Source organism: Nocardioides sp. (assembly GCF_036374615.1).
Classification (GTDB): domain Bacteria; phylum Actinomycetota; class Actinomycetes; order Propionibacteriales; family Nocardioidaceae; genus Nocardioides.
Genome location: NZ_DASUTK010000017.1, coordinates 35,316 through 49,467, shown reverse-complemented (window position 1 = coordinate 49,467; position 14,152 = coordinate 35,316). Strand labels below are relative to the sequence as shown.

The following is a 14,152-nucleotide window of genomic DNA, read 5'->3' as shown; positions in this document are numbered from 1 at the left end:
GCGGATGTTGGTCTGCTGCTTCTCCTTGGTGATGTTGACGTCCATGTCGTCGGCACGGGAGTTCTCGCCGACGATCATCCCCTCGTAGACCTCGGTGGTCGGCTCGACGAAGAGGACGCCGCGCTCCTGCAGGTTGGTCATCGCGTACGCCGTCGCGGCGCCCTTGCGGTCCGCCACCAACGACCCGGACGCGCGGGACCGGATCTCGCCGGACCACGGCTCGTACTTCTCGAAGACGTGGTGGGCGATGCCGGTGCCGCGGGTCTCGGTGAGGAACTCGGTGCGGAACCCGATCAGGCCGCGGGCGGGGACCAGGAACTCCATCCGCACCCAGCCGGTGCCGTGGTTGGTCATCTGCTCCATCCGGCCCTTGCGGGTCGCCAACAGCTCGGTGATGGTGCCCAGGTAGTCCTCGGGAGCGTCGATCGTGAGCCGCTCGACCGGCTCGTGGACCTTGCCGTCGATCTCCTTGGTGACGACCTGCGGCTTGCCGACGGTGAGCTCGTAGCCCTCGCGCCGCATCTGCTCGACCAGGATCGCGAGGGCCAGCTCGCCGCGACCCTGCACCTCCCAGGTGTCGGGTCGCTCGGTCGGGAGCACCCGCAGCGACACGTTGCCGACGAGCTCGGCGTCGAGCCGGTCCTTGACCAGCCGCGCGGTGACCTTCGAGCCCTTGACCCGGCCGACCAGCGGCGAGCTGTTGGTGCCGATGGTCATCGAGATCGCCGGTTCGTCGACGTGGATCAGCGGCAGCGGCTTCGGGTCCTCCGGGTCGGCGAGCGTCTCGCCGATGGTGATGTCCGGGATGCCCGCGACGGCGACGATGTCGCCCGGTCCGGCCTCCTGGCCGGGCTTGCGCTCGAGCCCCTCGGTCACCAGCAGCTCGGTGACGCGGACGTTCTTGCTGGTGCCGTCGCGTCGGATCCAGGCGACCGTCTGCCCCTTGCGGAGCGTCCCCTGGTGGACCCGCAGCAGCGCCAGCCGGCCCAGGAAGGGGGACGCGTCGAGGTTGGTGACGTGGGCCTGAAGCGGGGCGCCCTCGTCGTACGTCGGGGCGGGGATCGTGTCGAGGATGGTCCGGAACAGCGGCTCGAGGTCCTCGGAGGCGGGCAGCCCGCCGTTCTCGGGGACCTCCAGCGCCGCCCGCCCGGCCTTGGCGCTGGCGTAGACGACCGGGAAGTCGAGGGCGTCTTGGTTGTGTGAGTCGTCGAGGAGGTCGAGGAAGAGCTCGTAGGTCTCGTCGACGACCTCCGCGATCCGGGCGTCGGAGCGGTCCACCTTGTTGACGACCAGGACGACCGGCATGTCGGCGTTGAGGGCCTTGCGCAGCACGAACCGGGTCTGCGGCAACGGCCCTTCGCTGGCGTCGACGAGCAGCACGATGCCGTCCACCATCGACAGCCCGCGCTCGACCTCGCCCCCGAAGTCGGCGTGTCCGGGGGTGTCGATGATGTTGATCGTCAATCCCTCGGGTGCGCTCGGCCCGGTGTAGTGGACGGCGGTGTTCTTGGCGAGGATCGTGATGCCCTTCTCGCGCTCGAGATCGCCGGAGTCCATGACCCGGTCGGCAACCCCCTCGGCCTGGTGCGCCGTGAACGCGCCGGCCTGGTGGAGCATCGCGTCGACGAGGGTGGTCTTTCCGTGGTCGACGTGAGCGACGATGGCGACGTTGCGCAGGTCCGCACGGACGGACCCTCGAGGGACTGAGTGAGTGGTCGGCATAGCCGAGACAGGCTATGGCACGATGCCGCGGTGACGCTCATCGCCGCCGCCGACGGGTCCGCGCTCGGGAACCCAGGTCCGGCCGGGTGGGCCTGGTACGTCGACGAGGACCGGTGGGCCAGCGGCGGATGGGCCCACGGCACCAACAACATGGGTGAGCTGACCGCGGTGCTCGACCTGCTCCAGCAGACCGCGGACCTCGACGACGACCTCCTGGTGATCTGCGACTCGACGTACGCCATCAAGGCGATCCGGGAGTGGATGCCCGGCTGGAAGCGACGCGGCTGGAAGAAGCGGGACGGAAAGCCGGTCGCCAACGTCGAGATCCTCAAGGAGCTCGACACGGCGATGGACGGCCGCCGCGACCGCGTGCACTTCGAGTGGGTCAAGGGCCACGCCGGTCACGAGCTGAACGAGAAGGCCGACGCACTGGCCAACGCCGCGGCGTACGCCTGCAAGGAAGGGCGCGAGCCCGAGCCGGGTCCCGGTATGGGGGGTGGCCGTTCTGCCCACGCCTTCGAGGTGACGCGCGAACCAGAGCCCGACCCTGACCTGTTCTCACTGGCCGAGGACGTGCCCGCCACCGACGAGGAACGGATCGTCGCGCTGGAGCGTTCGCTGCTCACCGACGAGGTGCGCGGCGACCCGGCTGCGGTCGCCGCTCTGCTCCATCCCGACTGGCAGGAGGTGGGCCGGTCCGGTCGGCTGTGGTCCCGCGAGGAGATCCTCGCCGAGATCGGACCCCTGCCGACGCGTGTCGAGCTCGAGGTGGTGCGTGTCGACCGGGTCGCGCCCGACACCGTGCTGCTCTTGTGGCGCGGGATCGCCGCGTCCGGGGAGAGCACGCTGCGCAGCTCGTGGTGGGTGCGGGAGCGCGGCAGCTGGCGGCAGCGGTACCACCAGGGGACCGCGGAGGCCTGAGCGGCGCCGACTCCGCTTGCTCCTGTCGGTGGTCGCGACTAGGCAGGAGCCATGACTCCGCTCGGGACCTGCCGCTTCATCCCTCCGTACCTCCTCGAGGAGATCGGCCGTCGTGGAGGTCTGTCCGCGGAGCTCGTGGAGCACCAGCGTCGGCTCGACAGCGAGCTGCGCCACCGACGGACGGACGCCCCCGGACACCCGGACCACCCTCGACGGGCCGCGCGGGCCCGGTGGGCCGTGCACGACGCCGGTGGCCGTACCGAGCTGCCCGGGCGGCCGGTGCGCCGCGACGGCCAGCCCGAGAGCGGTGACGCCGGCGTCGACGAGGCCGCCGTCGGGATCAGCGCCACGCTCGCGATGTACGACGAGGTCTACGGACGCGCGTCGTTCGACGGCGAGGGCGCCGAGGTCCTGCTGACGGTCCACTACGGCCGTTCCTACGCCAACGCTTTCTGGGACGGCACGCATCTGGTCTTCGGCGACGGCGACGGCCGGATCTTCCGCCCCTTCACCCGAGCCGTCGACGTGCTCGCGCACGAGTTCGCGCACGCGGTGACCGGGCACACGGCGGGGCTCGTCTACCAGGGCCAGTCCGGAGCGCTGAACGAGTCGGTGTCCGACGTGTTCGCCGCCTGCCTCGAGCAGCGGGTGCTCGGGCAGTCCGCGGCCGAGGGGACGTGGCTGATCGGGCAGGAGATCTTCGTCGAGGGCGTCTCTGCCCGTGCGTTGCGCGACATGGCCGAGCCCGGCACCGCCTACGATGACCCACGGCTCGGCCGTGACCCCCAGCCGAGGCACATGGACGACTACGTCGACACGACCGAGGACAACGGCGGCGTTCACATCAACTCGGGCATCCCCAACCGGGCATTCGTCCTCGCCGCCCGCGCGATCGGTGCCCTCTCCGCGGGCGGCAGCGCCGCCGAGGGCGCCGGCCGGATCTGGTACGACGCGCTCACCGGCGGCTCGGTCGGCCCCGACACCGCCTTCTCCGCGTTCGCCGCCGCCACCACCGCGGCCGCGCGCCGGACCGGTGGGGCGGAGCACGAGACGGTGGTCCGCGAGGCGTGGGAGCAGGTGGGCGTGACCCCCGGTTCGAGACGCACGACCCCTCCGCCCGCGCCTGATGACCGGCTGGTGCGCGTCAGCCGGTCCGGCGGGTTCGCTGGGCTGACCGTCCGGGGTGCGCTCGATCTCGACTCCGCTGATCCCCGGGTCCCCGAAGTGCAGCTGCTCGTGGACCGGATCGACCTCACCGCTCTCGCTCGCGGAGCTCCGCAGCCCGACCGGTTCGTGTACCGGTTCGAGCTGTGCGGAGACGGTCCGGTCGACGTGCCCGAGCAGGACCTCACACGCGACCTCTCCGAGCTCGCGGACCTGCTGCTGTCGGACACCTGACCCCCTTTGGCTGAACTTGCTTGACGTCAAGCAAGCTGACTGAGGGCCCTGTGGACCCCTGACGCATCCGTGCGCCGCCGGCGTTGCGGGGATGGTCTGGCGGCTGCGCGCCCCGCGGACCCCCTCCTGCGGAACTTGCTTGACGTCAAGCAAGCTGACCGAGGGCCCCTTCGGGCCCGAGCCTCGCCAGAGTGGAGGCGAGGATGGTCACGGCTCGCGCAGCCGGAAAGTCGTCGCTGTCGGCCGCAGTCCGCCACCGCAGCCCTTCCACGAGCGCGTGCACGGCGTCGGCCGTGGTCTGTCCCACTCGAGCACGGACCAGGTCGAGCTCCGTGGCACGTCCCGCGGCGACACACTCGGCGACGGTTTGGTCCCGCCCCGCGGCTTCCGCGAGTGCCAGCCAGACGCGGGTCCAGTCGCGCACATCGGGGCTGTCCGGGAGGAGACCCAGCACGCCGTAGTGGTGGACGCGGATCTCGGCCCACCGCGCCCAGCGACCGGTGAACCGATTTGCCACCACGTGGCGGAGGCCGGTCTGGTCACCGAACCACTGGTGAACTGCCTGACGCGTGCATCCGGCGAGCTCGGCGATGGCGCGTGGTGTGGCGGCGACGAGGCCCTCGGCAGCGACGAGCGGGATGGCGAGATCGGTCACCAGGTCGATGCGCGCGGCGGAGTCCGGCGCCAGCATGAGGTGTCGCAACGGGTCCACGGGCGCAGCACAGCACGAACGGCGGGGAGCAGGAGCGCGTCATCCACAGCTGCCTGACGCGCGACTCGTCACCCCAGGGCGCGGTCGAGGGCGGCGTTCACGTGCAGCGTCGTGCAGGGGAACGCCGGGAGCTCGATGTCCGACTGACGGATCAGCAGCTCCAGCTCGGTGCAACCGACCAGGATCCCCTCGGCGCCGTCGTCCCAGAGCTCGTCGATGATCTCCACCACGCGGCGGCGGGTGCGGTCGATCACGTGACCGTGGACCAGCTCGTCATAGATCGCGGTGTTGAGGTAGTCGTGGTGGGCCGGGGCCGGGACGACCACCTCGACCCCGTGCCCGGCCATCCGGTCGATGAAGAACGGGTCGGACATCGCGACCGCCGTGCCGATCAGCCCGACCTTGGTCGTGCCGGCCGCCCGGACCGCCTCGGCCACCACGTCGGCGAGGTGCAGCAGCGGGATGTCGACGGCGGCGGCGACCTGGTCCGCAACCTTGTGGAAGGTGGTCGTGCACAGGAGCAGGAAGTCCGCGCCCGCACGCTCGACCCCCTGGGCGGCCTCGCCGAGCAGCTGCCCGATCCGGTCCCAGCGCTCGGCATCCTCGAGCGCCGTGAGCTCCGCGAAATCGACGGTGCTCAGCACCAGCTTCGGCGACGAGAGGCCGCCGAGCCGCTCCTGCACCCCGAGGTTGAGGTCGCGGTAGTAGACGAGGCTTGATTCCCAGCTCATCCCGCCGACGAGTCCGATGGTCTGCACGGTGGCAGTCTGCCACCCGGGTTCCGGGGCCGCGGTCAGGTGACGCGGTGCACCTTGTGCTGGGCAGCCTGGGCCCGCGGTCGGATCACCAGCTCGTCGATGTTCACGTGGGAGGGTCGGGTGGCGATCCAGGCGATGGCGTCGGCCACGTCCTCGGCGACCAGTGGTTCGGCAACGCCGTCGTAGACGGCATCCGCCTTGGCGGCGTCGCCGCCGAAGCGGACCAGGGCGAACTCGTCGGTGCGCACCATGCCCGGTGCGATCTCCGAGATCCGGACCGGTTCGCCGCAGAGCTCGAGCCGCAGCGTCTCGGTGAGGACCTTCGTCCCGTGCTTCGCGGCGGTGTACCCCCCGCCGCCCTCGTAGGCGACCCGGCCGGCGGTGGAGCCGACGTTGAGGATCAGCGCGTCTCCGCTCGCACGCAGCGCGGGCAGCAGCGCCTGGGTGACGCGGAGCGTGCCGAGCACGTTCACGTCGTACATCGCCCGCCAGGTCTCGGCGTCTGCCAGCTCGACCGGGTCGGCGTCGAACGCGCCGCCGGCGTTGTTGACGAGTACGTGGAGTGTGTCGCCGACAGCCTCGGCGAGCGTGGCGACGGAGGCGGGGTCGGTCACGTCGCACGCCACTGCGGTCCCGGCGATCTCCTGCGCCAGTGACTCGATCCGGTCGCTGCGGCGGGCGGCACAGACGACGTGGAAGCCCGCTCCCGCGAGGGCGCGGGCAGAGGCTGCCCCGATGCCGCTGCTGGCTCCGGTGACCACGGCGGTGCGGAGTACGCTCATGGGCGCGATTCTGCCCTTTGGCAGAATCGAGCGTCGCCAACCCCCAGGAGCGCCATGTTTCTTCGTGTCCTCGCACTGGTCGCCGGACTGCTCGGTGGAGCGTGCTGGGTGGCACGGTGGGGGGCCGACCTCGCGGGTGATGAACCGACCTGGTCCGACCCGATCTACTGGGTCGGGCTGGGGCTGCTCGGACTGGCCCTCGCGTGCGCCGGCGGCGGGCTGGTGAGTCGCAGCGCGACCTGGCTCCGCCTGATCGTGGCGGCAGCGTTCCCGCTGCTGGTCTGGTCGGTGTACGCCGTGGTGAAGGGCGACTCCGAGGCGATCATGCTCGACGGCGTGCTCGGCGCGGTCGCGCTGGTCGGCTCGCTGGCTCTGTACTCGCTCACCGGAGGCCGCCGGACCGAGGACGCGGCACCTCGCCGTCGACCCGGCTCCCACGCGCGGTGACACGCGACTGACCCGGCATTCCGCCCGACACGCGGGACGGAATGATTCGTCACGAGTAGTGGTTACGCCTCCGGGTCACTGTGTCCGGACCGACCGGACCGGACGTCAGGAGGCGGTGTGGAGCACGGCATGCAGCGGGTGGCGATGATCAGTCTGCACACGTCGCCGCTCGACCAGCCCGGTACGGGTGACGCCGGTGGCATGAACGTGTACGTGCTCGAGCTCTCCAAGCGGCTCGCACGCCGCGGGGTCGAGGTCGACATCTTCACGCGCGCCACCACCTCCGAGCTGCCGCCGGTGGCCCCCGCGGGGGAGGGGGTCACCGTCCGGCACATCCACGCCGGCCCGTTCGAGGGCCTCACCAAGGCCGAGCTGCCCGGTCAGCTGTGCGTCTTCGCGCGCGAGGTGCTCCGCTCGGAGGCCGGGCATCCGCTGGGCCACTACGACGCCGTGCACAGCCACTACTGGCTCTCGGGCCAGGTAGGCGCGCTGGCCCGTGACCGCTGGGGTGTACCCCTGGTCCACTCGATGCACACGATGGCAAAGGTCAAGAACGACGCACTGGCCGACGGTGACAAGCCCGAGCCCGAGGGCCGGATCATCGGCGAGGAGCAGGTCGTGGCGGCGGCCGACATGCTGATCGCGAACACCGACCTCGAGGCCAAGCAGCTCATCAACCTCTACGACGCCGACCCGGGCCGGGTCGAGGTGGTCCACCCGGGTGTCGACCTCGACGTCTTCCGCCCGCACGACCGCGTGCGGACCCGGCGTGAGCTCGGCCTGCCCGAGAACGCGCACGTCCTCATGTTCGCCGGCCGGATCCAGCCGCTGAAGGCCCCCGACGTTCTGCTGCGGGCGGTGGCCGAGCTGCTCGAGCGCGACCCGTCGCTACGCTCCCGCCTCGTGCTGCCAGTCGTGGGCGGTCCGTCCGGGAGCGGGCTGGAGCATCCCGAGTCTCTGGCGGAGCTCGCGCGGGACCTCGGCCTGGACGACGTCGTGCGCTTCGTGCCGCCGGTGACCCAGCCCGATCTCAGCCGCTGGTGCGCCGCGGCGGACCTGGTCGCCGTCCCGTCCTACAACGAGTCGTTCGGACTGGTCGCGGTCGAGGCGCAGGCGTCAGGTACGCCGGTGGTCGCCGCCGCAGTCGGCGGACTCACCACCGTCGTCCAGGACGAGGTCTCCGGTCTGCTCGTCGACAGCCACGACGCGTCCGCGTGGGCGGACGCGCTGCGACGCGTGATCTCTGACGAGGCTCTGCGCGAACGGCTCGCCGCCGGTGCCGTCGACCACGCCCACTCGTTCTCCTGGGAGCACACGGCCGATCGCACGCTGGACGTCTACCGACGCGCGCGCGAGACCATGGCTGTATGGGTGTGACCGATCAGGCCGGCGTCGCCGGCCTCCTGCGCGCGTACCTCGCGGACGCCGAGCTCGACCACGAGGAGATCGGCGACGGGATCTTCAGCGTGACCATGCCGGGGGAGCGCAAGCTCCAGGTGCCGGTCAGGCTCGACGTCGGACCGCACGCGCTGGGGGTGCACGCGTTCGTCTGCCGACGTCCGGACGAGAACCACGAGGTCGTGTACCGCTGGTTGCTCCAGCAGAACCTCAAGATGTTCGCCGTGGCATTCGGACTGGACCCGCTCGGCGACATCTACCTCGACGCCCGGCTGCCGCTGGCCACCGTGACCCCCGACGAGCTCGACCGGCTGCTCGGGGCCGTGCTGACCTACGCCGACGAGTCGTTCAACACCATCCTCGAGCTCGGCTTCGGGACCGCCATCCGCAAGGAGTGGGAGTGGCGGACGGCCCGCGGCGAGTCGACCCGCAACCTCGACGCCTTCCGTGGCTGGCTCGAAGCCCAGTCCGAATGACGGCCGTCAGCCCGCTGCAGCCGGTTGGCGCCGCCGTGGCGTGCGCCGGGTGAGCACGACGCCGGCGATGCACATAGCGCCGCCGACGAACGCGAGCGCCGCGGGTACCTCGCCGAGCACCAACCACGCCATCAGGGTGGTGATGAACGGCACCAGGAAGGTCGTCATCGCGAACTTGCCCGCATCGGAGTGCGAGAGGGCGTAGGCCCAGGTGGTGAACGCGATCGCGGACGGCACGATGCCGAGATACACGATCCACACAAGGTCGACGGCCGACGCGCGCTGGGTGACGCCCACCAGCTCGACCGCCCACGGCAGGCACGCCACCGCGCCGACGACGTAGTACCAGAACGTCATCTCCAACGCGGTCATGCCGCACCCGAGCAGCTTCTTCTGCGTGATCACCCCGACCGCGAAGGTGAGGGCGGCCACGAGGGACAGCACGACGCCGATCAGGTCGCCGTTGTCGCCGGAGGACGAGACGCGCCCGATCAGGACGACACCCGCAAACCCGACGGCGAGCCCGGCGACCAGCCAGGAAGTGAGGCGCTCCCCCAGCAGGAACGTCGCCAGCAGCGCCACGAGGATCGGGCCGACCTGGATGATGAGCGCCGCCGTGCCTGCGTCGATCCGCCGCTCGGACTCGTTGAGGGCGACGTTGTAGATGCCGATCCAGCTGATCCCGCCGAGGATGATCAACGGCCACTCGCGTCGGGTGGGCACCCGGCGCCGCGGCTGCGCCATCACCATGGCACCGAGGACGGCCACGGCCACCAGCAGCCGGCCGAGGCTGAGCGAGCCGGGCGGAACCTCGTGGCCGAGGTGACGGATCGCCACGAAGGCGGAGGACCACGTGAGCAACGTGAACGAGGCCGCGGCGACTGGCTTCCACACCGGCGTACGGACCGCGGCGACGGGGTCGCGGACAGTTATGGTCACCGGTCCAGCCTAGGTATTACGACCGGGCGCCGACACGCGGTTTTCGGACGGCGCACCACGACTTCCGGCCACTCGACCCCGGCGGTGGTCGAGGTGCGAGGGCCGTCAAGGCCCCTGCGGTGGTTGAGGTGCGAGGGCCGTCAAGGCCCGAGCCTCGAAACCCGCCTCATCGGACGCCCCGTACCCCGCCCGACGAGCGCCCCGTCACAGGTCGAGCTTGTAGCCGAGCCCCCGGACGGTCAGGAGGTGCCGCGGTTCCGAGGGGTTGGGCTCCAGCCTGGCGCGGAGCCGCTTCACGTGGACGTCGAGGGTCTTGGTGTCGCCGACGTAGTCGGAGCCCCACACCCGGTCGATCAGCTGACCCCGCGTGAGCACGCGACCGGCGTTGCGGAGGAACATCTCCAGCAGCTCGAACTCCTTGAGCGGCAGCCGCTGCTGCTCGCCGTTGACGGTGACGACGTGGCGCTCCACGTCCATCCGGACCGGCCCGGCCTCCAACGTGGTCGGCGCGGCGTCAGGCTCGATGCCGCGTCGGAGCACGGCGCGGATCCGCGCCACGAGCTCACGTGGTGAGTACGGCTTGGTGACGTAGTCGTCGGCGCCGAGCTCCAGGCCGACCACCTTGTCGACCTCGTCGTCCTTGGCCGACACCATGATCACCGGCACGCTCGAGGTGGTCCGGATCTGACGGCAGACCTCCGTGCCCGGGATACCGGGGAGCATCAGGTCCAGCAGCACGATGTCCGCGCCGTGGCGGTCGAACTCGGCCAGCGCGTCGTGGCCGTTGGTCGCGATCGCGACCTCGAACCCCTCGTTGCGCAGCATGTACGAGAGCGCGTCGCTGTAGCTCTCTTCGTCCTCGACGACGAGTACCCGGGTCACGGTCGATGTTCCTGCTTCCTGCGGGGCAGCGTCAGGGTGAACGTCGAGCCCTGCCCCTCCACGGACCAGACGTTGATGTCGCCACCATGGGTGGCGGCGACGTGCTTGACAATCGACAGGCCGAGACCCGTGCCGCCGGTGGAACGGTGGCGAGCCGGGTCGACCCGGTAGAACCGCTCGAAGATCCGTCTCACCTCCGGCTCGGGGATCCCGATGCCCTGGTCGACGACCGAGACCTCGACGCTCTCGGGCTGTCCCTTCGTGGACACCAGCACCGTGGACCCGGCCTCCGAGTACGCGATCGCGTTGGCGACCAGGTTGGCGACAGCGGCCGTGATCTGTTCGGCGTTGCCGAGCACCTCGAGGCCGGAGGCGCCACGGCTGACGACGGTGATCCGGGCGGCATCGGCGTCGATCGCGCACGTGTCGATCGCGTTCTTGACGACCTCATCGATCTGCACCGGCAGCGGTTGTCCCAGCGGGTCGGCTGCCTGCAGCCGGGACAGCTCGATGATCTGTTGCACGAGTCGGGTCAGCCGGTCCGACTCGGTCATCATCCGGCCGCCGAACCGTTGCACCGCCTCGGGGTCGTGGGCAGCGTCGCGGACGGCCTCGGCGAGCAGCCGGATCGCGCCGACCGGGGTCTTCAGCTCATGGCTCACGTTGGCGACGAAGTCGCGGCGCACCGCTTCGACCTGCCGCTCCCGGGTGCGGTCGTCGACCAGCACGAGGATCAGGCGGGAGCTGAGCGGCGCCACCCGGGCCTCGACGTTGCGGGCCGACAGCCCGTCGGGTCGGCTCAACAGCAGCTCGGTCTCGCGGATGTCACCGTCGCGGCGTACCTGCTCCACCATCTCGGCGAGCTCGACCGGCGCCAGCCGGTGGCCCTGGACCAGCCCGAGGCTGTACGCCGGGGCGCTCGCCTTGACGACGACGCCGTCCTCACCGACGACCACCGCGCTGCTGCGGAGCACCGACAGCACGGTGCCGATCCCGGGCGGAAGGACCGGATCCGGGACGGGCGGAGCCTGGCGGCGCAACCGGTCGCTCAGCGACCACGCGTACACGGCGACCCCGGCGACGCCGGCGCCGAGCAGCGCGGCGAGCAGCGTCGAGAGCGTGCCGTCCACGGTGTCAAGCGTACGCAGCCGTTCCGCCGGGACCCCGGGCTCGGGCCAGACCATCGACGACTGTTCACCGTGCGTTCACGCAGCGGCCCCGTCCCTTCACCTGAGCGCCCTAGGGTCCGGCCATGCGGAACGCGTTCCAGGACCAGCTCGACGCGGTCTTCGTCGACCTCGCCGGCATCTGCCGGCGCGTCGAGAACGCGGTCGCGCTCGCGAGCATCGCCCTGCTGGAGGGCGACGCCCGGGTGGCGGAGCAGGTCATCAGCGGCGACGCGGAGATCGACGCGGCTCGCGAGCGGGTCGAGGAGACCTGCTTCACCCTGCTGTCACTGCAGCAACCGGTCGCCGGCGACCTCCGGGTGGTCATCTCCGCGCTGCGGATCGTGAGCGAGCTGGAGCGGATGGGCGACCTGTCGGTGCACGTCGCGAAGATCGCGCGGCTGCGCGTTCCCGAGCTCGCGGTGCCGGACGAGATCAGGCCCACGATGTCCCAGATGGCGGATGTCGCGCGCGACATGGTGGCCCGACTCGCCCAGATCATCACCGATCGCGACGTGCAGGCTGCGATGGCGCTCGGTCGCGACGACGACGAGATGGACAGGCTGCGGCGTCAGAGCTTCCGCGACCTGCTGTCGGGCCAGTGGTCCTCCGGAGTGGAGCCTGCGGTCGACGTGGCGCTGCTGGGCCGCTACTACGAACGGATCGCCGACCACGCGGTGTCCGTCGCCCACCGGATCGTCTTCGTGGTCACCGGCCAGCAGCCGGTCGACGCCTGACCGCCTCACCGCCGCAGCAGCAGGGCCGCGTCACCGAACTCGTGCCAGAGGTACCCCTCGGCGGTCGCCGCGTCGTACGCAACCTGCGTGAGCGCGGGGCCGGCCACGGCTTCCACGAGCAGCAGGTGTGACGCGCCCGGGTCGTGCCAACCCGTGACCAGGCCGTCGACGACCTGCGGTGGGTCCGCCGGGGTCACGACTCGCTCGGTCCAGCCGTGCCGTGCGACGACACGATCCCCGTCGACGGCCGACTCCAGGGCGCGCGTCACGGTCGTGCCCACGGCCACCACCCGGCCGCCGGCGGCCCGGGTCGAGGTCGCCAGTCGCGCAGTCGCGGCCGGCACCGCAAACCACTCCGGCTGGGGTGCCTCGCCGGCCTCCTGCGACGAGAAGCCGGTGTGCAGGGTGATCGGAGCGACGCCTACACCGTTCGCGACCAGCCTGGTGATCACCTCGTGTGTGAACGGTCGCCCGGCCGACGGCATCTCGGCGCTGCCGGACTCCGTGCTGAAGACGGACTGGTACGCCGACAACGGGAAGTGGTCGCTGAGGTAGCCGTAGCTGATCGGTCGACCCTGGCGCCGCAGCAGGCCGGCCAGGTCGCCCTCCACCCGGGCGCGCCACAGCCGGTTGCCCGACCCGGTGGGGGAGGAGTCGGCCTCCGGGTAGGGCGCCACCAACGTCGCGGTCGCGCCCCCCACGCGCACCACCTCGCCGGGCTCGGCGTCGAGCACCGCGCGCCCCGCGTCCGGCGCCGTGCGCAGCTCGACCACCCGCGTGAGGTCGTCGAGGCGGGAGCCGACGTGGAGAACGACCGGCACGCTCGACTCGCCCCGCTCCCAGGTCGCGTCGAGCTGACCGGGGACCGTGGCCGAGTTGTTGACCACGACGAGGTCACCCGGTCGCAGGTGGTCTGGCAGGTCGGCGAACCGCGAGTGTCGCACCCCACCGGGGCCGGCCACGAGCAGCCGGACCTCGTCCCGGGGCACACCTCGTCGCTCCGCGGGCGCGTCGGCGAAGGCGGTCGTCGGCACCTGGAAGGTGGTCGTGGGACGCAGCGTCAGCGTCGTCACGCCACCACGTCCTCGCGGGCGGGCAGCTCGATGTCGGAGGCCCGGTAACGCCCGCTCGGTCGACGTTGCGCCACGAGCGCGAGGAGCCGAGGGACGACTGTGGCGGGCAGCGGCCTGTCGGCGATGTCTTCGTCCGGGAAGGCGTCCTGTTGCATCCGGGTGCGCATGTCGCCGGGGTCGACGGCGTACGCCGCCAGGCCGGTCTCGGCGCCGAACGTCTGGACCAGGTGGTCGAGGGCCGCCTTGGCGGCGCCGTACGGACCCCAGGTCTCGTAGTGCTCCACGGCGGCATCGGAGGAGATCCCGACGACGACGCCGTCCCGGCGCAACAGCTGGTCGGTCAGCTCGATCATGAGGGCCGCGTTCGCGCCCGCCGTGCCTCGGATGGTGTCGCCCAGCTCGACCGCGGTCAGGTCCCGCAGCGGCCGCATCGGTAGCGGCCCCAGCGTGCTGGCGTTGAGCACCAGCAGGTCGAGGCCACCGAGCTCGGCCACCAGGTCGACGAGCAGGCCGCGGTGGACCGCGTCCGCGACGTCTCCGGGCATCGCCCGGACCCGGGAACGGGCCGGCAGGTCCGTGAGGTTGGCGTGCAACCGATCTCCGTTCCGTGCGTCGGTCACGACGTCCCAGCCGCGGTCGCTCAGAGTTCGGACCAGCTCCAGGCCGAGGCCCTCGGACCCTCCGGTGACAAGTGCGGTCTTGGGGTTGAGTTCTCGAGTCATGACTGTGAGTATTCAAGTT

At 71.2% G+C, this 14,152-nt stretch carries 15 protein-coding genes; 6 read left to right on the top strand and 9 right to left on the bottom strand.

Annotation, left to right across the window (positions count from 1 at the left end; translation table 11 throughout):
• Positions 1-1,722 (bottom strand): translational GTPase TypA (typA, locus tag VFZ39_RS01140; protein WP_330863878.1); only part of this gene is annotated, 1,722 nt, incomplete at its 3' end.
• Between the two features lie 30 nt (positions 1,723-1,752).
• Between typA and VFZ39_RS01135 the strand changes: the two genes are divergently transcribed.
• Positions 1,753-2,643: a ribonuclease HI family protein gene (locus tag VFZ39_RS01135; protein ID WP_330863877.1), complete on the top strand. Its 891-nt coding sequence runs from the start codon at positions 1,753-1,755 to the stop codon at positions 2,641-2,643.
• A gap of 51 nt (positions 2,644-2,694) precedes the next feature.
• Positions 2,695-4,041, top strand: a complete 1,347-nt coding sequence (locus VFZ39_RS01130) for a protealysin inhibitor emfourin (RefSeq protein WP_330863876.1) — start codon at positions 2,695-2,697, stop codon at positions 4,039-4,041.
• 145 nt (positions 4,042-4,186) lie between these two features.
• Here the strand turns inward: VFZ39_RS01130 and VFZ39_RS01125 are convergent, their stop codons facing one another.
• The 3 genes from VFZ39_RS01125 to VFZ39_RS01115 all read right to left on the bottom strand — a co-directional run bounded on the left by VFZ39_RS01125 (position 4,187) and on the right by VFZ39_RS01115 (position 6,293).
• On the bottom strand, positions 4,187-4,753 hold the full coding sequence (locus VFZ39_RS01125; RefSeq protein WP_330863875.1) for a TetR family transcriptional regulator C-terminal domain-containing protein: 567 nt from the start codon (positions 4,751-4,753) through the stop codon (positions 4,187-4,189).
• A 68-nt stretch (positions 4,754-4,821) separates the two neighbouring features.
• Positions 4,822-5,511: an aspartate/glutamate racemase family protein gene (locus VFZ39_RS01120; protein WP_330863874.1), complete on the bottom strand. Its 690-nt coding sequence runs from the start codon at positions 5,509-5,511 to the stop codon at positions 4,822-4,824.
• 35 nt (positions 5,512-5,546) lie between these two features.
• Positions 5,547-6,293, bottom strand: coding sequence for an SDR family NAD(P)-dependent oxidoreductase (locus tag VFZ39_RS01115; protein WP_330863873.1), 747 nt, complete (start codon positions 6,291-6,293; stop codon positions 5,547-5,549).
• A gap of 54 nt (positions 6,294-6,347) precedes the next feature.
• Between VFZ39_RS01115 and VFZ39_RS01110 the strand changes: the two genes are divergently transcribed.
• The 3 genes from VFZ39_RS01110 (at position 6,348) to VFZ39_RS01100 (ending at position 8,614) form a co-directional block, all read left to right on the top strand.
• Positions 6,348-6,740, top strand: coding sequence for a hypothetical protein (locus VFZ39_RS01110; protein ID WP_330863872.1), 393 nt, complete (start codon positions 6,348-6,350; stop codon positions 6,738-6,740).
• Positions 6,741-6,869: 129 nt separating this feature from the next.
• Positions 6,870-8,117 carry a D-inositol-3-phosphate glycosyltransferase gene (gene mshA, locus VFZ39_RS01105; protein WP_330863879.1) on the top strand — a complete coding sequence of 416 codons (1,248 nt, stop codon included), beginning with the start codon at positions 6,870-6,872 and terminating at the stop codon, positions 8,115-8,117.
• Positions 8,108-8,614, top strand: a complete 507-nt coding sequence (locus VFZ39_RS01100) for a YbjN domain-containing protein (protein ID WP_330863871.1) — start codon at positions 8,108-8,110, stop codon at positions 8,612-8,614. The genes mshA and VFZ39_RS01100 overlap by 10 nt, the downstream gene beginning before the upstream one ends.
• Positions 8,615-8,620: 6 nt before the next feature.
• Here VFZ39_RS01100 and VFZ39_RS01095 read toward each other — a convergent pair whose 3' ends face one another.
• From VFZ39_RS01095 to VFZ39_RS01085, 3 genes are all read right to left on the bottom strand, one after another.
• The gene (locus VFZ39_RS01095; protein WP_330863870.1) at positions 8,621-9,553 is read right to left on the bottom strand and encodes a DMT family transporter; all 933 of its coding nucleotides are present in this window, start codon (positions 9,551-9,553) and stop codon (positions 8,621-8,623) included.
• A gap of 204 nt (positions 9,554-9,757) precedes the next feature.
• Positions 9,758-10,435, bottom strand: a complete 678-nt coding sequence (locus tag VFZ39_RS01090; RefSeq protein WP_330863869.1) for a response regulator transcription factor — start codon at positions 10,433-10,435, stop codon at positions 9,758-9,760.
• Positions 10,432-11,565 (bottom strand): sensor histidine kinase, encoded by a 1,134-nt coding sequence (locus tag VFZ39_RS01085; protein ID WP_330863868.1) that lies wholly within the window; start codon positions 11,563-11,565, stop codon positions 10,432-10,434. Before VFZ39_RS01085 ends, VFZ39_RS01090 begins: the two co-directional genes overlap by 4 nt.
• Before the next feature lie 122 nt (positions 11,566-11,687).
• Here VFZ39_RS01085 and phoU point away from each other — a divergent pair, with 122 nt between their 5' ends.
• Entirely contained in the window at positions 11,688-12,338 is a 651-nt protein-coding gene (gene phoU / locus VFZ39_RS01080; RefSeq protein ID WP_330863867.1) for a phosphate signaling complex protein PhoU, read from the top strand.
• Between the two features lie 5 nt (positions 12,339-12,343).
• Here the strand turns inward: phoU and VFZ39_RS01075 are convergent, their stop codons facing one another.
• Positions 12,344-13,411 (bottom strand): S-adenosylmethionine:tRNA ribosyltransferase-isomerase, encoded by a 1,068-nt coding sequence (locus VFZ39_RS01075; protein WP_330863866.1) that lies wholly within the window; start codon positions 13,409-13,411, stop codon positions 12,344-12,346.
• Positions 13,408-14,133, bottom strand: coding sequence for an SDR family NAD(P)-dependent oxidoreductase (locus VFZ39_RS01070; protein ID WP_330863865.1), 726 nt, complete (start codon positions 14,131-14,133; stop codon positions 13,408-13,410). The genes VFZ39_RS01075 and VFZ39_RS01070 overlap by 4 nt, the downstream gene beginning before the upstream one ends.
• Positions 14,134-14,152: the final 19 nt, after the last annotated feature.